The following is a 19,428-nucleotide window of genomic DNA, read 5'->3' as shown; positions in this document are numbered from 1 at the left end:
CGGTCGGTGGGAGGGTCACCGGGTGCCGGCGTAGCCGACCGCCTTGAGGATGCCGAGCCCGTTGTGGGCGATCGGGAGAGTGCCCCGGGTGCCCTTGCACAGGTATTCGGTGGTGTCGGTGTCACCGTCGAGGTCGTTGGTGTCCCGGGTGGGTAGGAACATCGCGACCAGTGAGCGGTCGAGCAGGGCGTAGAGCGCGTCCTGCCGGTCCGCCTGCTGCAACCGTTGGTAACCCGCCGTGAACTTGGCCGGTACCAGTTCCTTGCGCAGCTCGGCGAGGACGCCGAAGCCGACGATGTCGTAGTACTTCGCCTCGGCGTTCACATTGGGCGAGGTGAGGCGGAAGAAGCCACCGAAGGACAGGTGCGGGTCGTAGTCCCACGCGTCACCCGACGGCGTCGCCCCCTGGTTGTCCGGTGGGTAGTACGGGTCCACGGCTCCGGACGCGGTGTCGTCGACACAGTCGAGCGGGTCGCTGGCCGAGGCGGTGTGCCAGCCCGGGAGGCTGGTGTAGGTGGTGTAGAGGGTCGCTACGGCGGCGGCCGCGGAACTGGCGCCGTTGAGCTGGCGTTCGTGGTCGTAGAGTCCGGCCAGTCCGTACTCGATCATGTCGGTGCCCAGGGTTCCGCCGGCGATCTGGCCGTTGGTGTAGGTGCAGGATCCCTTGCGGTGCCACTGGTTGTCACGGCAGTCCGCGCTGTACGCGCTCTGCGCGACCACCCGGTTCTGGCTGGTGGTGGGGGAGTCGAAGTCGAAGGTGTACCAGTCCGCGCCGGCTTGGAGGCCCGTGCTGAGGAACTGCCGGGCGGTGGCGGCCGACAGGCCGTACCTGTTGTCCGACGGCGCTACGGCTGTCTCCAACCGCTGCAAGAACGCGATCGCCGTGAGATTCCAGATGGAGATCGTCGAGTAGAGGTTGCTCCAACTGGAGATCTGGTCCACGTAGCCGCCCGGCGGGGTGGTGGGCTGGCCGAGTCCGTCGACGAACGGATGGATGCCGTAGGACAGGTAGTAGGCGCGCGGGTCCTGCATACGGAGCAGGAACTCGCCGATGCCGGTGGCCGCGTCGAGGTATCCGGGGGTGCCGGTCGCCTGGTGGGCGGCCAGCAGAGCCTCTCCGCACGCCGCGTTGCCGAACGAGGTGAAGTAGCGGATCTGGCCGTCCGTGGTGCCGGCCACCGCATCGTCGAAGATCTTCGGTGCGTTCGGGTTCTTGGTCAGCCGGTGGGCGAGCACCGCGTTGGCGAACTCGTCGATGATTCCGGTCTCCACGCTCGACAGCGACCGCTGCTCGTACGCGGCCCGCTGGTCGAGGTAGACCGAGATGAACTGGAGGCTGGTGCAGGCGGCGGTGCTCTGCCGCGGTCCGCCGACGGTGCACGGACTCGCCGGGGAGCAGGGCCGGCCGGCTACCGTGAACTGGTTGCCGTAGATGTGTTCGATGTCCCGGCGCAACCCGTTGCGTACCCCGTCGTACGACGCCAGGAGCCAGTCGAAGTAGCTGTCGACGAGAGGGACGGGGGTGGCGGCGACGGCCGGAGCGGCCGGGATCGGCGCCGCGACGCCGACGATGAGCGCGGCCACCAACGCCGCTGCCCGCGCCCTCACCGGTGCCCCCGATTCGAGGTCAGGACGATCCGGGGCTCGGCGGCTATCTCGCCGGTGCGGTCCCAGGGTAGGTAGATGTGCCAGGCGTCGAGTCGGTCCACGCGGGCCGTCACCGGCGATCGTCCATCGCTGCCGAGGGCGAGCGTGGCCCCGGCGAACTCGTCGGTGAACAGCTTCTCCGCGTACGGGGTGGTGTTGTCGACCGCGTACGCGTTGATCTGGGAGAAGTAGGTCTTGATGATCTGCGGGTCCGGCTCGCCCAGCGAGGACGCGTAGGCGGTGGTGGCGGTGCGGACGTTGTTGCGGTACGAGTCGGTCTGCACCAGTTCCGAGACGGACAGTTCGATGCTGGCTCGGGCCGCGTCGTGCAGGAGTGCCCGCCGTGCGGCCAGCACCGGCTCGCCGGCGGTGGCCCGCGCGCCGGGTGGCAGGTCACCACACACCGATCGTTGCCGCAGCGCCCAGCGGGACATCGCCTGGGCAAGGCTGATCCCGACGTTCCAGCCGGAGTAGCCAGCCAGCTCGACGTACCGGATTCGGCCGTTGAGCAGGGACAGTAGTCGCCGGTCGGAGTGTCCGGCGATCGCGTCGTCGCCAAGGGCCACGGGGCGGCCGGCCCGGACGTGGGCCACCAGACGGTCGGCGAACGGCGCCACCGACGCGGAACTGCCACCTGTGTTGGCCATCAGGACCAGGTCGGACTGCTCCGGCTGGTCCACGACCGTCCCGCCGAGGATGTCGACGTAGCCCCGGACGAGCTGGGCGTACGGGATGTTCTGAAAGGGCGCGGTCCAGGCATCACCCGGCACCCGGGAGTATTCGATGCTCACCTTGGGACGCACGCCGGCGTCGCTGATGGCGATCTTGGCGATGAGCAGGGCGGCCACCACGTCGGCACCCGGGTAGATCACCACCCGGTCACCGACGCCCAGTTCGGCGATGCGGGCGGCGAGTGCCTGGGACTCCGGTCGGTGCAGGCCGTTGCCGGTGGCGTCGTCCTGGCCCACCACGAGGAAGTCGAAGATCCCTTCGGCAGCCCATTCGATCATCGTCAGGTTGACCCGGTGATTCCTGGCCCGGGTGGACAGATAGTCGCTTCGCACGTCGGCCGGGATCTGGGACTCCAGCTCGTCGAGGTGAGGGCGCTTCTCCACCATTCCGAGGTTGTCGACCTCGTCCTTCACCGTCGCCCAGACCCGCAGTTCGTTGCGCCACGGCCCTTCGGGGGTGAGCCGCATGATGGTGTCGAAGGCGTAGAGCCGCCGGTGCGGGCGGCGCCGTCGGACGGTCCGTACCGCCGCCAGCCGGGCGAATACCTCGGCCTCTGGTACGGAGCTGTTGCGGGAGTTGAGCAGTCCACCGTAGGCGAGCATCGGTAGGGCGACGACCAGCGCGTCCGCCGACGAGGTGGACGAGGTGAGCCACCGGCCGACGGCGCGACCGTCGCCGGGGGTGAAGTGCCGACCCAGGGTCTTCCGTGGCGGCAACAGGGTATCGTAGCCGGCGCCGGTGGCGATCTGTTGCGGGGCGTACCAGGTGTAGGGCCGGTCGTCGAGGGGGACAAGGGCGATACCGCCGAGCCGTGGGGTCTTCGGCCGGGCGTGAGCCGGGGGGCCGAGGGCGGCGAGGCCGGCGCCGGTCAGACCGGCGAGGCCTGCTGCCCGGAGAAGGCCACGTCGGGACAGGGCATGATCAGGCATTTCGGCTCCTTGCGTTGCCGGGCGGTGCGCTGAGTCTTGGATCAACAGGAACCCCGGGTCAAGAGCGCCGGAGCCCGTAATTCGTATTACTGCGTCTGTCCACCCTTGACACTGGCTCCGCGGGCCGGGCAGCATCCTCCGCAACAACAGTCGGCAATACCTACACCTCGGAAGGTGGCCGGTGTCCGTGTCCGTAGGGCGGGGCAGGCTGACGCAGAATGAGATCGCCCGGATGGCCGGGGTGAGCCAGACGACGGTGTCCCTTGTGCTCAACGGCCGTTGTGAGGCGGCCTGGCGGATCGCCCCGGAGACCCGGGAGCGAGTGCTGCGCGTCATCCGCGAGACAGGTTACGTCGCCGACCCGCTCGCCCGGCGGCTGCTCCAGCAGCACAACCAGATCCTGGGCGTGTTCACCTACGAGTCGGTGTTCCCGAGCACCAGCGTGAACTTCTACCACCCGTTCCTGTCCGGCATCGAGGCGTGCGCGGAGAGCATCGGGTGCGACCTGTTGCTGTTCACTAGCGCCCCCGTGAGTGGCGGCAGCCGGCGGATCTTCCACGACAACAACCGCATCCGGCTCGCCGACGGGTGTGTTCTGCTCGGTCGGGAGATTCCCCGCGACGAGTTGGCCCGGATGGTCGCCGAGGACATGCCCTTCGTGTCTGTCGGTCGACGCGACGACGCCTATCTACCCTCCGGCAAGGGCGGTCCGGTGCCACATGTCGGTGCGGACTACGCCCAGGCCACCGCCGCCCTCGTCCGCCGCGCCGTCGACCTCGGGCACCGGGTGATGGCGTACGTCGGCGCCGGTGCCGGCCCCGAGTCCGCCATCGACCGACTGGCCGGCTTCACCGCTGCGGTCCGGGAGACCGGAGTCGACGGTCGGCACGAACCGGCCGACGGACGGACCCGGGCGGAACTGCTCGACGCACTGTGCTCGGCCCGGGTCACCGCCGTCTTCTGCGAGGAACTGGTCGAGGCGGTGGCGATGGCCGAGGCGGCGCGGGCCCGGGGCCTGTCCGTGCCCGGTGACCTGTCCCTGTTGGCGCTCGGCGATCCCACCGAACAGGCCGAGACCGACCTCGACTTCACCGGCTTCCGCATCCCCCGCGAGGACATGGGCTGGCAGGCCATCGAAGTGCTCGACGACATCCTGCACGGCCGGACCAGCGACCACCAACGGCTGCTCCCCTGCGAACTGGTCGAGGGTGAGACCCTCGGTGCCCGGGGCCCGGCAACCGGCCGCAACTGACCAGCGGAGTTTGCGAAACTGGAGGCTTCACCTACGACGGGGAGGCCCATGCGAGCGGTACGGGCGGCGTTCCACGACGAGTGCGCCACGCTGGGCGGGGTCCTGCGCGGCCTCGGCCCCGCCGATCTGGATCGGCCCACCGGCTGCCCGCCCTGGCGGGTACGGGAGCTGGTCGCCCACGTCTCCACCGGCGTCGGCCGCCTCGCCGGCATGCTCTCCGCGCCGACACCCGGCCGGGCCGAGGTGGACGCCGCCGGCTACTTCGGCGCGGCGAAGTTCACCCCCGAAGTCGACCGGGCGCGGATCGACAGCGCCCGCCGGGAGGCCCGCGAGCTGCCCGACCCGGCGGCGGTCGCGGCCGAGTTCGACCGCGCCTGGCAGGCGGCCGACGACGCGGTGGGCCGCCAGCCGCCCGGCCGGGTGGTCCGCACCCGGCACGGCGACGCCATGGCCCTGTCCGAGTTCCTGCTCACCCGGGTGGTGGAGGTCGGCGTGCACGGCCTCGACCTGGCCGCCGCCCTGGGCCGCGCGCCGTGGCTGACCCCGGACGCCGCCGAGGTCGTCGCGGCGCTGCTGACCGGTGGCCGGGACGTCCCGGCGGAGCTGGGCTGGGACCGGCTCGCGCTGGTGAGCAGGGCCACCGGCCGGGTGCCGCTCACCGGCCGGGAACGGGCCGTGCTCACCGCCGCCGGGGTGCGCTGGCTCTCCTTCGGTGGTTGACCGCCCAGCCCGGCCCGCCCCGCCCCGGCCCGCCCGCTCCGCCCCGCGCCGGTTCGGCTTGGTCCGACTCGGCTCGGGCGGTGGGATCGCCGGGCTCCGGTCAGGCCCTGTCGGGGGCGGTGCGGCGCAGGTGCGCCAGGACGATCGGGTCGATCCGGCCGGGAACCAGGCGTTGCTCCAGGTTCTCCACGCCCGCCCAGGAGTCCAGCGCGTCGTACACCCCGGCCGCCCCGACCGGATACCCGGCGCCGGCCAGCAGCGCGGCGACCTCCCCGGCCAGCGGGCCGGCCAGGTCGAGCAAGGTCGCCGGGTCCGGCCTGCCGAACAGCAGCGTGTGCGCGTCGAGCAGCCGACCCAGCTCCGCCACCGGATCGGGATGGTCGTCGACCCGCAGGTCGACCAGGCTGTCGCCGGTGCCCGCGTACCCGCCGCGCCGCTCGACCACGAACAGGCCGGCGCTCTGCCGGCCCCGCCGGTCGCCCCCGGCCTCGTCGCCGGCGCGTAGCGCGGCGAGCAGCCGGGCCGGCAGCGGCAGCGCCACCCCGGCCAGCCAGGCGTCCCGGACGGCGTCGATGACGTGCGGCCCGGCCAGGATGTTGCCCTGGGCCGCCCAGCCGTCCCCGGCCTGACCGCCGGCCCAGCCGTGGCACCCCGGGCCGGTCCAGGTCGCCCCGTCGCCGCTCGCCCCGACCACGCCGAGCTGACGGTCGTCGCGACCCGGGTCGGCGGCCACCAGCCCGGCGACCACGTCGGCGGCGGCCACCCCGGTGCGCAGCAGCGCCAACCCCTGCTCCCGGTAGGCGAGGTTGAGATGCGCCTGGGTGGCCAGCGCGCCGACCTCCGCCGCGGCGGCCGGCACCAGCGCCCCGGCGGCGAGGAACTTGCTGGCCACGGCGACACCATGCTGCCGGCCGTCGGCGGAGCGGCCCACGATCGAGAAGGTCACCCGAGGAGGTTAGCGCCGCCGGGCCGCGCCGCGCGTCGCCCGTACCGCCGGGCCGCGCCGCGCGTCGCCCGGGCCCGGCGCCGCTGTCGCCCCGGACCGCCGGGCCCGTGGCGCTGCTGCCCGTGTTGCTGCTGCCCGTGCCGCTGGTGGCCGGTGCCGCTGTCGTCCGCGCCGGTCGCCCAACTGGCAGTCGTGGCCCGCCGCGGGCGGGCGCGGCGCGGCCCGGCGGCGCCTTGCCGGAAGGCCCGGGCAGCGGGAGGATCGACCGGTGACGAACCGATGGGGTATGACCGTGCCGCTCGGCGGCATTCCGCTGGTCGACCACGCGGCTGTCTACGGGGCCCTGCACGGGGCGGGGTTCACCGACCTCTGGTCGTCCGAGGTGGCCGGGGCCGACGCGTTCACCCCGTTGGCGCTGGCCGCCGCGTGGCAGCCCGAGCTGCGCCTCGGCACCGCCATCGCCCCGGCCTTCACCCGGGGGCCGGGCCTGCTCGCGATGCACGCTGCGGCGCTCGCCGAGGCCGCCCCCGGCCGGTTCGCGCTGGGCATCGGCGCGTCCTCGCCGGTGCTGGTGCGGGACTGGAACGCGGTGCCCTTCGACGAGCCCTTCAAGCGCACCCGGGACGTGCTGCGCTTCGTCCGGGCGGCCCTGGCCGGGCAGACCGTCGACGGCGCGTTCGACACCTTCGCGGTGCGCCGGTTCACCCTGGAACGGCCGCCGGCCGTGCCGCCGCCGCTGCTGCTGGCCGCCCTGCGTCCGGGAATGCTGCGGCTGGCCGGCGCCGAGGCCGACGGGGTGATCCTCAACTGGCTCGCCGCCGACGACGTGCCGACCGCCCTCGGCGCGTTGGGGCAGCGGCGGGACGGGTTCGAGGTGGTGGCCCGGATCTTCGTCTGCCCCACCGAAGACGTCACACACGCCCGCGCCCTCGGCCGCCGGCTGATCACCAGCTACCTCACCGTGCCCGCGTACGCGGAGTTCCACCGGTGGCTGGGCCGGGCGGAGACGCTCGGGCCGATGTGGCGGGCCTGGGCGGCGGGGGACCGGCGCGGCGCGAGCGCCGCCGTGCCCGACGAGGTGGTCGACACGCTGGTGCTGCACGGCTCGCCCGAGCACTGCCGCGACCAGGTGCGCCGCTACGCCGACGCCGGGGTGGACGTACCGGTGCTGGCCCTGCTGCCGACCCCGGAACCGGCCGGCGACCCGGCCGACCTCATTGCCCGGCTGGGACCGGCCTGACCCGCCCAGCCGGGCCCACGGAGGGAGCCGACATGAACCTCACCGACCGGGTGGCGGTGATCACCGGCGGGGCCGGCGGCATCGGCGCCGCCCTCGCCCGCCGGTTCGCCGCCGAGGGGGCGGCGGCCGTCGTGGTGGCCGACCTCGACGCCGCCGGGGCCCGCGCCGTCGCCGAGGACGTCGGCCCGGTCGCCCACGCCGTGCAGCTCGACGTCACCGCCGAGGAGCAGGTCCGCGCCCTGGTGGCCGACACCGAGCGACGGTACGGCCGGATCGACCTGTTCTGCGCCAACGCCGGGGTCGCCACCGAGGCGGGGCTGGACGCCGCCGCCGCCGACTGGGAGCGGGCCTGGCGGGTCAACGTGCTCGCCCACGTGCACTCGACGCGGGCCGTGCTGCCCGGCATGCTGGCCCGGGGCCAGGGGTACCTGCTGCACACCTGCTCGGCCGCCGGGCTGCTCACCGCCGTCGGCGACGCCCCGTACACCGCCACGAAACACGCGGCGGTCGGGCTGGCCGAGTGGCTCGCGATCACCTACCGGGACCAGGGCGTCCGGGTCAGCGCGCTGTGCCCGCAGGGGGTGGACACCCCGATGCTCGCCGAGGGACTGGCCGCCGGTCACCTCGGGGCACGGGTGATCGCCGCCTCCGGCGCGGTGCTGCACCCCGACCGGGTGGCCGACGCGGTGATCGCCGGCCTGGCCGAGGAGCGGTTCCTCATCCTGCCCCACCCCGAGGTCGCGAACTACGCCCGCCGCCGTGCCGAGGACCCCGACGGCTGGCAGGCCGGCCTCCGCAAACTGATCCGCCGCCTCCACCCCTGACCCCCACCCCACCCGGCCCCACCCCCGGCCGGCTGACCCCGGTTGATCAAGAGGTTTGCGTCACCGGTGCGCCCGATCCCCGACGCAAACCTCTTGATCAACGCGGCGGGTGGGGTGGGGGCGTGGGGGTGGGATTAGGTGGGCCAGTGGAGGGGGCCTGGGTGGACTGACCAGAGGAGGCGGCGCCATCGGGGGCGGGCGGCGCGTAGCGCCGTGACGTAGTCCGTCGCCAGGGCCGCCGCCAAATCGGCCTGTGCCTCGCTGGCGCTGCCCGGGGCGAAGGCGACCTGGTTGAGCAGGCCGGCCAGCTCGTCGACGGCGGGCACCGGCGCGGGGACCGGGTCGGTGCCGGCCCCGGTGCGGCCGGCGCGGGCCTCGGCCAGGGCGGCCCGGGCCCGCTCGGCGACCTCCGTGGCGGCGAGGTCCCCGCCCACCGGCCGGCCGGCCAGCCGCAGCGCGTCCGTCAGCTCCCGCCAGGCGCCGGCGATCCGCCGGCCGGGGTCGCCCGTGGACAGCCGGGCCCGGGACCGCGCCCGGCGCAACGCCACCAGCACCGCCAGCGCCGCCCCGACGACGAGCAGCAGACCGCCGGCCCCGCCGCCGACCAACACCGGCGTCGACACGCCACCGGAGTCGACCGGCCGGGCCGGCCCGGCCTGCGCCGGCGGGGTCTCCGTCGGCTCCAGGGTCGGTTCGGGCACCTCCGACGGCGGCGGGTCCTCCGGCGTCGGCCGGAAGTCCTCCTCCACCGGGCGCGGCTCGTCGTCGGGCCGGGGCAGCGGGTCGAACGGCACCCAGCCCAGGCCGGAGAAGAGCACCTCCGGCCAGGCGAACGCGTCCGCCGCGCGCACCGGCCCGTCCCCGCCGGAGGAGAACCCGACCACCACCCGGGTGGGCAGGCCGACCAGCCGGCCCAGCACCGCGAACGCCGCCGCGAACTGCTCCGACGTGCCGCGTTGGCCACCGCCGTTGCGCGGCCCGAACAGGAAGAAGTTCAGATTCGGGTACGCGTGTCCGCTCGGCGCGTCCGCCACCACCCGGTAGTGCTCGGCGAGGAACTGCTCGATCGCTGCCGCCCGCGCGTACGGGGCGCCGTTGTCCTCGGCGAGCTGGGCGGCGAGCCGGCGCACCGGGTCGGGCACCCCGTCGGCCACCCGCAGGACCCGGGCCACCTCGTCCCCGGCCGGCACGTCCGCCGTGGCGAGCAGGTTGTTGTCCGGCCGCTCCGCCGCCGAGGTGACCGTGTACCGCAGCCCCGGCGTCAGCCCCTCCGGCCGGATCAGCGTCCCCGTCTGCGGGTCGTACGCGACCCGGGCGCCGCTGACCTCCCGCGGGGTGGCCACCGCGGGCAGCAGCCGCCCGCTCAGGTCCGCCACGGTGATCTCCTGCCGGACCGTCTCCACCGTGGCCCCGGGGGCGGACTCGGTCGCCGGCAGGATCCGCCCGGCGTTGCGGTACGTCGCCCCGACCCGCCAGGTCACCCCGTCGTAGTCGCTGAGCACCGCGAGCCGGATCCGCTCCGACCGGCCCCCGTCACCGTCGCCCGGCCCGTCGCCGCTGTCCGGCCCGGCGCTCTCGCCCGGCGAGGCACCTGCGTCCGGCCGGCCACCGTCCGCCGGGCCGGTCGACCCCGCCGGCGTGCGCGCCGGATCCGGGGCTCCGGCCGGGGTACCGGGGCGGCGCGTCGTCACGTCCAGCAGCTTCTGCCGCGGGTTCAACGCCCAGCCGGAGATGCGGATCAGCGGATTCTCGTCCAGCGACTCCACCTGCGGCGGCTCCACGTACCGGCGCGGGTCCACCGGCCGGTCGTCGACCCGCCCGGCCACCACCGGGCCGAGCAGGGCGGCCAGGCCCACCACCACGACCAGCCCGGCGGCGGTGGTGGCGGCGAGACGTACCCGCACCGCCGCCCGCACCCCCGGGGCCAGACCGACGGTCGGGTCCGGACCCGACGGACCCGGCCCCCGGGACGGCAAGGCCAGCCCGACCGCGGCGACCGCCGCGAACGCCACCGTCGGCCAGATCGCCGGGTCCGCGTTCGGCCCGACCACGTACAGCGCCCCGGCGTAGAGCAGCGCCGGTGGGAGGTACCCCAGCAGCACCCGGCCGGCCCGCAGCGCCACCTCCGCGCCGGCCAGCCCGGCCAGCCACGCCGCGACCAGCGGCACCAGCACGGTGTCCGGGGTCGGCTCGACCGGGATCATCGCGGTCAGCAGCCGGGGAATGCCGTTGCGCGCCGCGTCCGCCGTCACCTCGGCCAGCGAGCCGGGCAGTCCGGCCGCGTCGGCGGCCACCCGCAGCGACCACGCCGCGTACCCGGCCAGGCCGGCCACCGACAGCGGGGCGACCAGCCAGGACGGCAGCCGCCGGGCGGCCACGCTGACCAGCACCGAACCCACCGCCGCGCCGATCACCAGCCGGGGCAGCAGGCCCGGAGCGTACACCCGGCCCAGCGCCACCCCGGTCAGCGCGACCAGCGCGACCAGCGCGAGCGGCAGCGGCGCCGCCCGCAGTACCCGCAGCACCCTCACCACCGGCGGACCCCGTCCCACTCGGCCGCGAACGCGGCCCCGTCGGCCGCGTCCACGACCACCATCCCGGTCGCGCCGGGCGGCGTCGGCTCCGCCGCCCCGAACACCCCCACCACCACCGACGGGTACGCCCCGCGCAGCGCGCCGAGGTGCCCCAGGTCGCCCCGGCCGCCCGGCCCGGTGAGGAAGACCAGCGTGTCGCCCAGTCGCTGCTGACGCAGCCGGGCCGTCGCCGCGCGCAGCGCCGCACCGGCGTCCCCCGGGTCCAGCCGGACCGCGGCGAGCCGGTCCAGCGGCCCGCCCCCGGCCTCGGCCGCCCCGCTCGCCGCCGTGCTGGCCGGCGGCGCGGCGCGCCGGGCCCGCAGCCGGCCCACGACCCGGGCCGCCCACCGGCCCCCGGCCGACGCCGGCTGCCCGTCGTCGGTGGGCTGCTTCGGGGCCACCAGCAGCAGCGCCACGGGCAGGTCGGCGCGCAGCGCCGCCGCGACCACCGACGCCGCCGCCTCGCAGGCCGACTCGAACGACTCCGGGTCGGAATGGGCGGCGGCCCGGTCGTCCAGCAGCACCACGATCCGGGGCAGGCTGGTGTCCACGTTCTCCCGCACCATCAGCTCGCCCACCCGGGCGCTGGTGCGCCAGTGCACCCGGCGCAGTTCGTCGCCGACCACGTACTCCCGCAACGAGTCGAACGTGATCGACCCGTGCGGCACGCCGTCCACCCGGCCGTCGAGGCTGCGCCCGGCCCCCCTCGGCACCGCCGTCAGCGGGTGGACGCGCGGGTGCACCCACACCGGCACCGTGCCCGAGTACGGGCGGGCCAGCGCCACCAGCCCCAGCGGGTCGCGCCGGGTCACCCGCAGCGGCCCGACCGGCACCACGCCCCGCCGGTCGGTCGGCACGTCGTAGCTGATCGTGGTGTCCCGACCGGGCCGCAGCCGCAGCACCGGCACCGGCACCGCCCGCTCTCCGCAGCGGTCCTCGGCCAGCAGGTTCGCCGCCCGCACCCGCCCGGCGTTGCGCACCGTCAGCACCATCCGCGCCGGCTCACCCCGGGACACCCGGTCCGGGTCGGCGTGCCGGGTCACCTCAAGCCGGGGCCGCCACAGCGCCACCAGCAGGGCGTACCCCACCGCGACGGCCGCCGCCGCGCCGAGCAGTGTCAGCTCCGGGTAGGCGAACCGGAACCCGGTGCCGAGCAGCGCCACGGCGGCCACGAGCAGCCCGGCGCCCCGGGCGGTGATCCCCACGTCCGTACGGCCCGCCTCAGCCCTGAACCGGGGCCGGGGCGACCTGACCCGACGGCAGCGGCACCGGCACCGAGGCGACCGCCTGACGGAGCACCTCGGCGGGGGTCACCCCCCGCACCTGCGCGTCCGAACCGAGCAGCAGCCGGTGCGCGAACACCGGCTCGGCGAGCGCCTTGAGGTCCTCCGGCATGATCCAGCCCCGCCCGTCGATCAGCGCGTACGCGCACGCCGCCCGGGTCAGCGCGATCACCCCCCGGGGGCTCACCCCCACCCGTACCTGCGGGTGGTGGCGGGTCGCGGCGGCCAGCCGGACCGCGTACGCGTACAGCGGCTCGGCGATGTGCACCCGCCTCGCCATCCGCACCATCTCCCCGACGGTGTCGGTGTCGGTGATCGCCGCCAGCGCCTCGGGGGAGCGGACCGTCGCCCCGCGCAGCACCTCCACCTCGACCGCCTCGTCGGGGTAGCCGACGGAGAGCTTCACCAGGAACCGGTCGAGCTGCGCCTCCGGCAGCCGGTACGTGCCGTCCATCTCCACCGGGTTCTGCGTGGCGACCACCAGGAACGGCTGCGGCACCGGGTGCCGGACCCCGTCCACGGTGACGGTGCGCTCCTCCATCACCTCCAGCAGCGCCGACTGGGTCTTCGGCGACGCCCGGTTGATCTCGTCGGCGATGACGATGTTGGCGAACACCGGCCCCGGGTGGAACTCGAAGCCCCGGGTGGCCTGGTTGAAGATGGTCACCCCGGACACGTCCGAGGGCAGCAGGTCCGGGGTGAACTGGATGCGCCGCCACTGCCCCTTCACGGTGGCGGCGATCGCCCGGGCCAGGGTGGTCTTGCCGACCCCTGGCACGTCCTCCAGCAGCACATGTCCCTGCGCGAACAGCGCCGTCAGCGCCAGCCGGACCACCTGCGGCTTGCCCAGCACCACCGAGTTGACGTTCTCCGCCAGCCGGGCGGCGAGGGCGGCGAAGCCCTGCACCTCCGGCTGGGTGAGCGGTTCGTTGGTGTTCACGGTGGTGCTCCTTGCCTGGTGGCGCGGTCAGCAGGTGGGCAGGACTTTGATGTTGTCCTCGCCCTCGAGGTTGAGCCAGGCCCACGGGATGTAGTTCTTCCCGCTGTACTCGACCTGCACCCACCAGGTGCTCTGCTTCTGGTTGTTGTAGATCCAGGAGTCGACGTTCTCGCCCTGCCTCTTGCAGTACGCCTTCAGCCGCCGGCCCGGCTTGGCCCAGCCGGCCTGCTGGTCGTTGTCCTGCCGGGGCACCCGGAAGATCTCGTTGCCGTTGCGGCCGGCCACGTCCCGGTCGCAGTACGTCCGCTGGTCGCCGTCGGGCCCGTTGTTGCAGGTCGCGATCCCGTACAGCGGATCGGTGGCCTGGGCCCGGTCCGCGGTGCCCTTGCCGGCGGCGTTGCTCGCCGTCACCGTGGCCGTGTACCTCGTGCCCGGCGTCAGGCCGGACACGGTCGCGCTGGCGCAGTTCCTCGCCTGCACCGGCGCCTCGCCCGGGACGCTGACGGTGCAGGTCGCCTTCCCGCCCCCGGCGTCCACGGTGAAGGTGACCGTGACGGCCGTGGCCGTCGCCGACGAGCCGGTGACGGTGACCCGGGGCTGGGCGACCGTGCGGGCGGTGGCGGTGGCCTCCGGGCCCGGGCCGGCCTCGTTGACGGCCTTCACCTTCACGGTGACGTTCTGCCCGTCGCCCAGGCCGTTCACGGTGGCCCGGGTGTCGGTCACCTCGCTGGCCCGGCCGCCGACGTCCACCAGGTACTTCGTGACCGGCCGGCCGTTGGCCGGCGCCGGGGACCACTGCACCGCCACGGTGCCCGGCTGGTCCGCCACCGTCGACGCCCGCAGGTCCACCGGCTGGTCGGGCGCCGCGAACGGCACCACGCTGTTGCTCACCGGGGAGGCCTTCGAGCCGGCGCCCCGGTCGTTGACCGCGACGACGGTGAACGCGTACTGCGTGCCGTACTCCAGCTCGCCGGCCGGCACCACCAGCTCGGTCTTCGCCGACTCGCCGGCCGGGGCGGTCGCGCCGGCCGAGGTCGCCGTCACCGCGTACTTCGTGATGGTGTTGCCCTGGCCGTTGGCGGCCGGCCACTTGACCAGTACCGTGCCGTTCGGCCGGGCCTCGGCCGTGACGCTGGCCGGCGGGTCCGGCACCGCGGCGGTCGGGGTGACCGGGTTGCTGGTCCGCGCCGGGCCGTCGCCCTTGGCGTTGACCGCGTGCACCGAGAACCGGTACGTCTCGCCGTTGGTCAGGCCGGTGATCTCCACCGACCGCTGGTTCGCGCCCACCTCCCGGCGCTGGCCGGCACCCTCCACCACGTACCGGATGATCTCCGCGCCGTTCGCGGCGGCCGGTCGCCAGCTCACCCGGGCCTGCGCGTTGCCGGCCGACGCGGTGACGCTGCGCGGCGCGCTCGGCTTGCTCACCTTCGGCTTCTTCGGCGGGGGCGGCGGGGGCGCCGGCGGCGGGTCGCCGCCGAGCACGTCGTTGGCGTACTTGTTGACCTCGCGCACCTGGTGCTTGTCGTCGACCACCCGGGCGGTCGACGAGTCCGGCGCGTTGATGAACAGCCGGTTCTCCCGCACCTCCAGCTCCAGCGGGCCGGTCGAGCCCTTGCCTCCGATCGTGTCGACGAGCTGCCCGCCGGCGTCGAAGGAGTACACCGTGCCGGTGCTCTCGTCGGCGCAGTAGTACCGGTCCGCCCAGGCCACGGCCGGGCTGAGCCCGTCACCCCGGCCAGGCACGGTGAACGCACGCTCCTCGCCGCTGGCGCCGACCACGTGCACCGTCCGGTCGCCGGGCACCGTCACCGGCACCTTCGGCCCGCTGGTCCGCGCCGGCAGGGCACCCGGCCCGGCCATCGTCAACTGCGTCCGGGTGACCTCGCCGCGCTGCACCCGCACCAGCGCGCCGGCCGTGCGGTCGAGGACCGCCACCCCGTCGTCCAGCGTGGAGACGACCAGCTCGTGACTGGGGTCGGCGATCTCGTACGTCTCGACCTTCTTCGGGCTGACGCCGGAGCCGGCCGGCGCGGCCGAGCCCGGCTCGGACGGCAGCTCCGCCGCCGTGACCGCGGAGACGGTGCCCTCGGCCGGGACGGCGATCCAGAGCCGGCCCTCCCCGTCGAACGCCCCGCCGGTGATGCCCGGCGGGTAGCGCACCGGCTCGCCGACGGGGGCCAGCGAGCGCGGGTCGAGCTGCCGGACGATGCCCTGCACGGCGTCCACCACGAACGCGGCGTCCTCGTGCAGCGCGACGTTGACGCCCAGGCCGGGGGTGGTCCGGGTGCTGGCGGTGATCTGGAGGGTGGCCAGGTCCAGCGAGCTGACCTGCCCCGTGTTCAGGTCACGCAGGACCAGCAGCCGGTCGGTCTGGATGACCTGCATCGGGTGCCGGCGGGCGTCGGGGACCTCCACCCGGGTGTCCACGCGCGCGGTGATGCCGTTGACCCGGGCCATCTCGCTGCGCGCCGCGCTCCACAGCCAACTGCTGGCGTCGTAGTTGGCCACCGCGTTGTCGGCGGCGCCCAGCCCGAGGACGGTGAGGCCCATCGCGGCCAGCAGCGCCCCCACCGTGCCGATGGTGACCAGGCCGCCACGCCAGCGGGAACGGCGGCCGGGAACCTCCGGCCCGGTGCTCACGGCGTCGTCGATGGTGGCCACAAGCGGCTGCCTCCCCGTGTCGTCATGCCGGTCGGCGCGCCGGTGACCGGCGACCCTCCCCGAGCCGGGTGCCATCATATGGCCACCCTGAGGCAGGGGAAACCCGCACCGTCCGCCTGTGGACACCCAGCGTGTGCGGGGTGGACGGCGGGTCAGCTCGCCGTCGGGGCCGGCGTCCGGGCGGTGCAGACCTGCCCGGAGGTGGCGAAGGCGTCGGTGGAGTAGACCGCCAGCACGGTGAAGCAGTAGTCCACCCGCGAGTTGAGGCCGTTGACCGTGTAGCTGGTCTGCCCCGGATCCACGGTGGCCAGCACGCCCAGCTTCTGCCCGGTCCGTCCACCGGCCACCATGAACGGCACCGCGCCGGAGGACGGATCCGTCCAGGTGAGGGTGATCGTGCTGCTGTCGTCGCGCAACTTGAGGTCACCCGGCGGGGGGCCACTCGCCTTCGGGACGGCCGACGCCGACGCCGGTGCCGACACCGGTGCCGAGCCCGGGGGAGCCGCCTCGTCGCGGTCGAACACCAGCACCGCGACGCCGACCACGATCGCCAGGATCACCAGCGCCACCACCGCGACCAGGACCACCGTCCGGCCGCGTCCGGTCGGCTCCTCCTGGTACGTCGTCTGCCACGCATCCTGCGGCGAGGGGTAGTCGTCGGCGGCCCGCCAGCCGTCCTGCTCGTGCCAGGCCTGCCCCTGCTGCCCCTGCTCGGCGGGCCCGGGGTCGGTCGCCCGCTGCCGCGTCCAGTCCTGCCCGGCCGGCCCCTGGTCGGCGGCGCCGGAGCGGTGGTCCAGGTGCGGGGGCGGCGGGCCCGGGGGTGGCGGGACCGGGGGTGGCGCGACGGCGGACGCGTCGAGCCCCGGCACCGACGGCTCCGGACCGGGCGACCGTGGCGGTGGCGCGGGGCCAGGCTCCGGCTGCCGGTCGGCGGGCGGCCCGTCCGGCTCCTCGGCGGAACGGTCGGAACCGTCCCCAAGGTCCGGGGCCGGGTCGGGGTCGACGGTCGGAGCCAGTGGCTGCGGCGGCGCGGCGCTGCTCCACGGCGGCGCCGTCATGCCCCAGGGCGGCACGGGCGCCCCGCTGACCGGCGGACTACTGACCGGCGTTGCGCTGAAGGGTGGTGCGCTGAAGGGTGGTGCGCTGAAGGGTGGTGCGCTGTGTGGTGGTGCGCTGTGTGGTGGTGCGCTGAAGGGCGGTGCGCTGTACGGCGTACCGCTCACCGGTGGTGCGCTTACGGGTGGCCCACTTACGGGCGGTGACATGAACGGCGTGCCGACCACCGGCGGCGCGGTCACGGGCGGCGTGTTGACCGGTGTGCCGCTGACCGGTCGTACGTTCGTCGGCGGGGCGCTGACCGGGATGGCCGGGGGACCGCTGGCGGGCGGGGCGCTGATCGGAGCACCGGCATCCGGCGGAGCGCTGCTCACCGGTGCCGCCGGACCGTCGCTGACCGGCCCGGCCTGCGTACCGGCCCCGCGGGTGGCCTCCTCCCGCAGCAGCGCGTCGATCTGCCGTACCTGAATGGTCGGCTTGTCCCAGCCCAGCGCCGGGACGGGCGGCGGTGCCGGTTGCGGTGCCGGCCCGGTGGGCGGACGCGGCGCGGGCACTGCCTGCGGCGTGGCCAGTGCCGGTGGGGCGGACGTGGGCTGGGCGCCTCTCGACGTGGGCTGCGGTGCCCACGGGGAGGTCGGTGCGGCCGGTGCCGGTGGTTGGGGTGGCGTGGGCGGCCCGGTACGCGGAGACGGCACGGCCGGCGGCGGAGGGTAGGTCCGATGCGGCGGCCCGGGCTGGGTGCCGGAAGCCGGCGCCGGGTAAGGCGGGGGCTGGGGTGCCGGCGCCGGGTGAGCCGGAGCCTGGGGCTCTGGCGGCGCGGCGACCCGGGCCGGTGACCACGGGGAGGCCGCCTGCTGGGCGGGCGCGTCAACCGGCGTGGTGCGTTGTTGTGGGGGAGCGGGAAGTGGGGGTACGGGCAGGGGCCCCTGCGCCGTTGGTGCACGGGACGGCTCGGGACTTCGCTGTGCTGGTGCTGGTGCTGGTGCTGGTGCTGGTGCTGGCTCGGCCGGCGGCGGGGCCGGGAACTGCGGTGGAAGCTGCTGGGGCGGGGCTGGAACCTGAGGCGGAGCCGGAAGGTACTGCTGCGGCGCCGGGACCGGCGGCAGAGGCGGAGGCGACGGCTGCCGGGGCGGGACGGACGCCGACGGAGGCGGCGCGGCTCCGGGCCGCGGCGCGGCGGCCTGCGCCTGCCGCGGCGGCGGGGGCATCGGAACGGGCGCGAGAGGCATGGTCGGACCATCGAGCGCCGTCGGGCCCTGCTGGGGGACGATCGGGCCGGGCTGGGGGGTGATCGGTTGGGGCTGGGCGGCGGACGGGTCGTACGCGGGAGCGGAGGGCGCCGCCCCGGGCGCGCCCGGGCCGAGGTAGTGCCGCGCCTCGCGTACCGCCGGGTGGTCCGCGCCGAGCACGGCGGGCCCGGCGCTCGCGACGCGGGAGTAGTGGCGGCGGGCCTCGTGCCGGTTGCCCAGTTCCTCGGAGACCGAGGCGAGGTCCAGGGAGAGCGCGAGCAGCAGCGGGTCGGCGGGATGCCAACGGCGCTCGCCGGCCGCGAGGCATTCCTCCAGTACGCGCCGCGCGGCGGCCGGATCGTCCGTCTCGCGGTGCAGGCGGGCCAACAGGTGCGCGGTACGCAGTACCTCCGGATGGTCCTCGCCGTAGCTGGCCCGGATCGGTCCGAGCGCGTCGGCCAGCAGCCGACGTGCCCCGGCGAGGTCGCCGGAGGCGCGCTGGGCCAGCGCCCGGTGCTGGAGGGCGGCCAGGGGAGAGGGCTGTGACACGTCAGTCATGCTGCCCGGAGGAGGTGGCTCGACGCCACCCGCCCTGCCGATCACGATCGAGTCGGCGTGCCCCAGTCGTGGGTGTCAGCCCTCTGACCTGGCCTAACGGGTCGCCGGGAAGGTGGTGTGCATGATCCACGGCCGCCGTGTACAGTAATCCCCCGTGCGGCCCTCCAGGGCGGTCGACGGGTGGTGAAGCCACCCCGGCCGACAGGGTAGGCTGAACGAGTAAGTCCGGGTGGCGGAATGGCAGACGCGCTAGCTTGAGGTGCTAGTGCCCGTATAGGGCGTGGGGGTTCAAGTCCCCCCTCGGACACGAGTACGTCTCATATGTGCGACGTAGACGTAGCGGTGGTTGAGCATGCTTGACCACCGCAAAATTCCCTCCAGCGCCACGTCAGGCGCTACTTTCAGTGAGCGGCGTGCGGCGAGTCCTTCGTCGACACGAGGCAGCTCGTCAGTGATCCCCGCCGTTGCCCTGCCCGGTCAGGCGACCGCTAGGCGCGGTGCTCCTGGCTCCTCCGCGACGGTAATGAGACGTCCTCCACTGCCGCTTCCGAGTCTTGCCGTGCCCCGAAGCCGTACAGCTGTCTATGGCGTGGCGACGCTCGATTCGCGTGGTCGGATCGCCGACCGGTCGGCGATGAAGGGACTCCAGTGGAGTCCCGGACTGCGACTGCACATAAGAGAGCGCCGTGGGCTGATCGTCGTATCAGCCGATAGTCAGGGCGTCTTCAAGGTGACGAAAGAAGGCCACGTTCGACTGCCGGCAGTGGTGCGTCAATGGTGTGGTCTTGCTGCCGGCGACCGCGTGCTCATCGTGGCTGAACCAGCCAGCGGGCGCCTA

At 74.7% G+C, this 19,428-nt stretch carries 14 protein-coding genes, 1 tRNA gene and 1 pseudogene; 7 read left to right on the top strand and 9 right to left on the bottom strand.

Annotated elements, in window-relative coordinates; translation table 11 throughout:
• Positions 1 to 15: 15 nt before the first annotated feature.
• Positions 16 to 1,608: a hypothetical protein gene (locus tag C5N14_RS32265; protein WP_165878160.1), complete on the bottom strand. Its 1,593-nt coding sequence runs from the start codon at positions 1,606 to 1,608 to the stop codon at positions 16 to 18.
• On the bottom strand, positions 1,605 to 3,308 hold the full coding sequence (locus C5N14_RS19630) for a DUF4127 family protein (RefSeq protein WP_165878159.1): 1,704 nt from the start codon (positions 3,306 to 3,308) through the stop codon (positions 1,605 to 1,607). The genes C5N14_RS32265 and C5N14_RS19630 overlap by 4 nt, the downstream gene beginning before the upstream one ends.
• Positions 3,309 to 3,489: 181 nt before the next feature.
• On the opposite strand from C5N14_RS19630, the gene C5N14_RS19625 reads away from it, so the two are divergent.
• Positions 3,490 to 4,560 (top strand): LacI family DNA-binding transcriptional regulator, encoded by a 1,071-nt coding sequence (locus tag C5N14_RS19625; RefSeq protein WP_243639796.1) that lies wholly within the window; start codon positions 3,490 to 3,492, stop codon positions 4,558 to 4,560.
• A 48-nt stretch (positions 4,561 to 4,608) separates the two neighbouring features.
• Positions 4,609 to 5,280: a maleylpyruvate isomerase N-terminal domain-containing protein gene (locus tag C5N14_RS19620; RefSeq protein WP_117669580.1), complete on the top strand. Its 672-nt coding sequence runs from the start codon at positions 4,609 to 4,611 to the stop codon at positions 5,278 to 5,280.
• A 100-nt stretch (positions 5,281 to 5,380) separates the two neighbouring features.
• On the opposite strand, the gene C5N14_RS19615 is transcribed toward C5N14_RS19620, so the two are convergent.
• On the bottom strand, positions 5,381 to 6,226 hold the full coding sequence (locus C5N14_RS19615; protein ID WP_117669579.1) for a DUF1028 domain-containing protein: 846 nt from the start codon (positions 6,224 to 6,226) through the stop codon (positions 5,381 to 5,383).
• A gap of 286 nt (positions 6,227 to 6,512) precedes the next feature.
• Between C5N14_RS19615 and C5N14_RS19610 the strand changes: the two genes are divergently transcribed.
• Both C5N14_RS19610 and C5N14_RS19605 read left to right on the top strand, forming a co-directional pair.
• Entirely contained in the window at positions 6,513 to 7,466 is a 954-nt protein-coding gene (locus C5N14_RS19610; protein ID WP_117669578.1) for an LLM class F420-dependent oxidoreductase, read from the top strand.
• 32 nt (positions 7,467 to 7,498) lie between these two features.
• Entirely contained in the window at positions 7,499 to 8,290 is a 792-nt protein-coding gene (locus tag C5N14_RS19605; RefSeq protein WP_117669577.1) for an SDR family oxidoreductase, read from the top strand.
• A 134-nt stretch (positions 8,291 to 8,424) separates the two neighbouring features.
• On the opposite strand, the gene C5N14_RS19600 is transcribed toward C5N14_RS19605, so the two are convergent.
• The 5 genes from C5N14_RS19600 to C5N14_RS33285 all read right to left on the bottom strand — a co-directional run bounded on the left by C5N14_RS19600 (position 8,425) and on the right by C5N14_RS33285 (position 16,616).
• Positions 8,425 to 10,842, bottom strand: coding sequence for a transglutaminase domain-containing protein (locus C5N14_RS19600; protein WP_117669576.1), 2,418 nt, complete (start codon positions 10,840 to 10,842; stop codon positions 8,425 to 8,427).
• On the bottom strand, positions 10,818 to 12,068 hold the full coding sequence (locus tag C5N14_RS19595; protein ID WP_117669575.1) for a DUF58 domain-containing protein: 1,251 nt from the start codon (positions 12,066 to 12,068) through the stop codon (positions 10,818 to 10,820). Before C5N14_RS19595 ends, C5N14_RS19600 begins: the two co-directional genes overlap by 25 nt.
• Positions 12,069 to 12,084: 16 nt before the next feature.
• On the bottom strand, positions 12,085 to 13,086 hold the full coding sequence (locus C5N14_RS19590) for a MoxR family ATPase (RefSeq protein ID WP_117669574.1): 1,002 nt from the start codon (positions 13,084 to 13,086) through the stop codon (positions 12,085 to 12,087).
• 27 nt (positions 13,087 to 13,113) lie between these two features.
• Entirely contained in the window at positions 13,114 to 15,747 is a 2,634-nt protein-coding gene (locus tag C5N14_RS19585; protein ID WP_371685871.1) for a fibronectin type III domain-containing protein, read from the bottom strand.
• Between the two features lie 152 nt (positions 15,748 to 15,899).
• A complete protein-coding gene (locus tag C5N14_RS33285; protein ID WP_243639801.1) occupies positions 15,900 to 16,616 on the bottom strand; it encodes a fibronectin type III domain-containing protein in 717 nt (238 codons plus the stop codon).
• 394 nt (positions 16,617 to 17,010) lie between these two features.
• Here C5N14_RS33285 and C5N14_RS32260 point away from each other — a divergent pair, with 394 nt between their 5' ends.
• A complete protein-coding gene (locus tag C5N14_RS32260; protein ID WP_117669573.1) occupies positions 17,011 to 17,271 on the top strand; it encodes a hypothetical protein in 261 nt (86 codons plus the stop codon).
• A 1,115-nt stretch (positions 17,272 to 18,386) separates the two neighbouring features.
• Here C5N14_RS32260 and C5N14_RS33280 read toward each other — a convergent pair.
• Positions 18,387 to 18,590: pseudogene (locus C5N14_RS33280) on the bottom strand (tetratricopeptide repeat protein); the annotation flags it as partial.
• A 223-nt stretch (positions 18,591 to 18,813) separates the two neighbouring features.
• Here C5N14_RS33280 and C5N14_RS19560 point away from each other — a divergent pair.
• Positions 18,814 to 18,897 (top strand) — tRNA-Leu (locus C5N14_RS19560).
• A gap of 282 nt (positions 18,898 to 19,179) precedes the next feature.
• Positions 19,180 to 19,428 (top strand): hypothetical protein (locus tag C5N14_RS32710; RefSeq protein ID WP_207892793.1); only part of this gene is annotated, 249 nt, incomplete at its 3' end.

The organism is Micromonospora sp. MW-13 (assembly GCF_003434305.1).
Lineage (GTDB): Bacteria > Actinomycetota > Actinomycetes > Mycobacteriales > Micromonosporaceae > Micromonospora.
This window is presented reverse-complemented; position numbering and strand designations above follow the sequence as displayed.

Coding starts and splice junctions, on each gene's coding strand:
- C5N14_RS19630 (WP_165878159.1), bottom strand. CDS start 3,308: ATGCCTGATCATGCCCTGTCCCGACGTGGCCTTCTCCGGGCAGCAGGC.
- C5N14_RS19620 (WP_117669580.1), top strand. CDS start 4,609: ATGCGAGCGGTACGGGCGGCGTTCCACGACGAGTGCGCCACGCTGGGC.
- C5N14_RS19610 (WP_117669578.1), top strand. CDS start 6,513: ATGACCGTGCCGCTCGGCGGCATTCCGCTGGTCGACCACGCGGCTGTC.
- C5N14_RS19605 (WP_117669577.1), top strand. CDS start 7,499: ATGAACCTCACCGACCGGGTGGCGGTGATCACCGGCGGGGCCGGCGGC.
- C5N14_RS32260 (WP_117669573.1), top strand. CDS start 17,011: ATGAACGGCGTGCCGACCACCGGCGGCGCGGTCACGGGCGGCGTGTTG.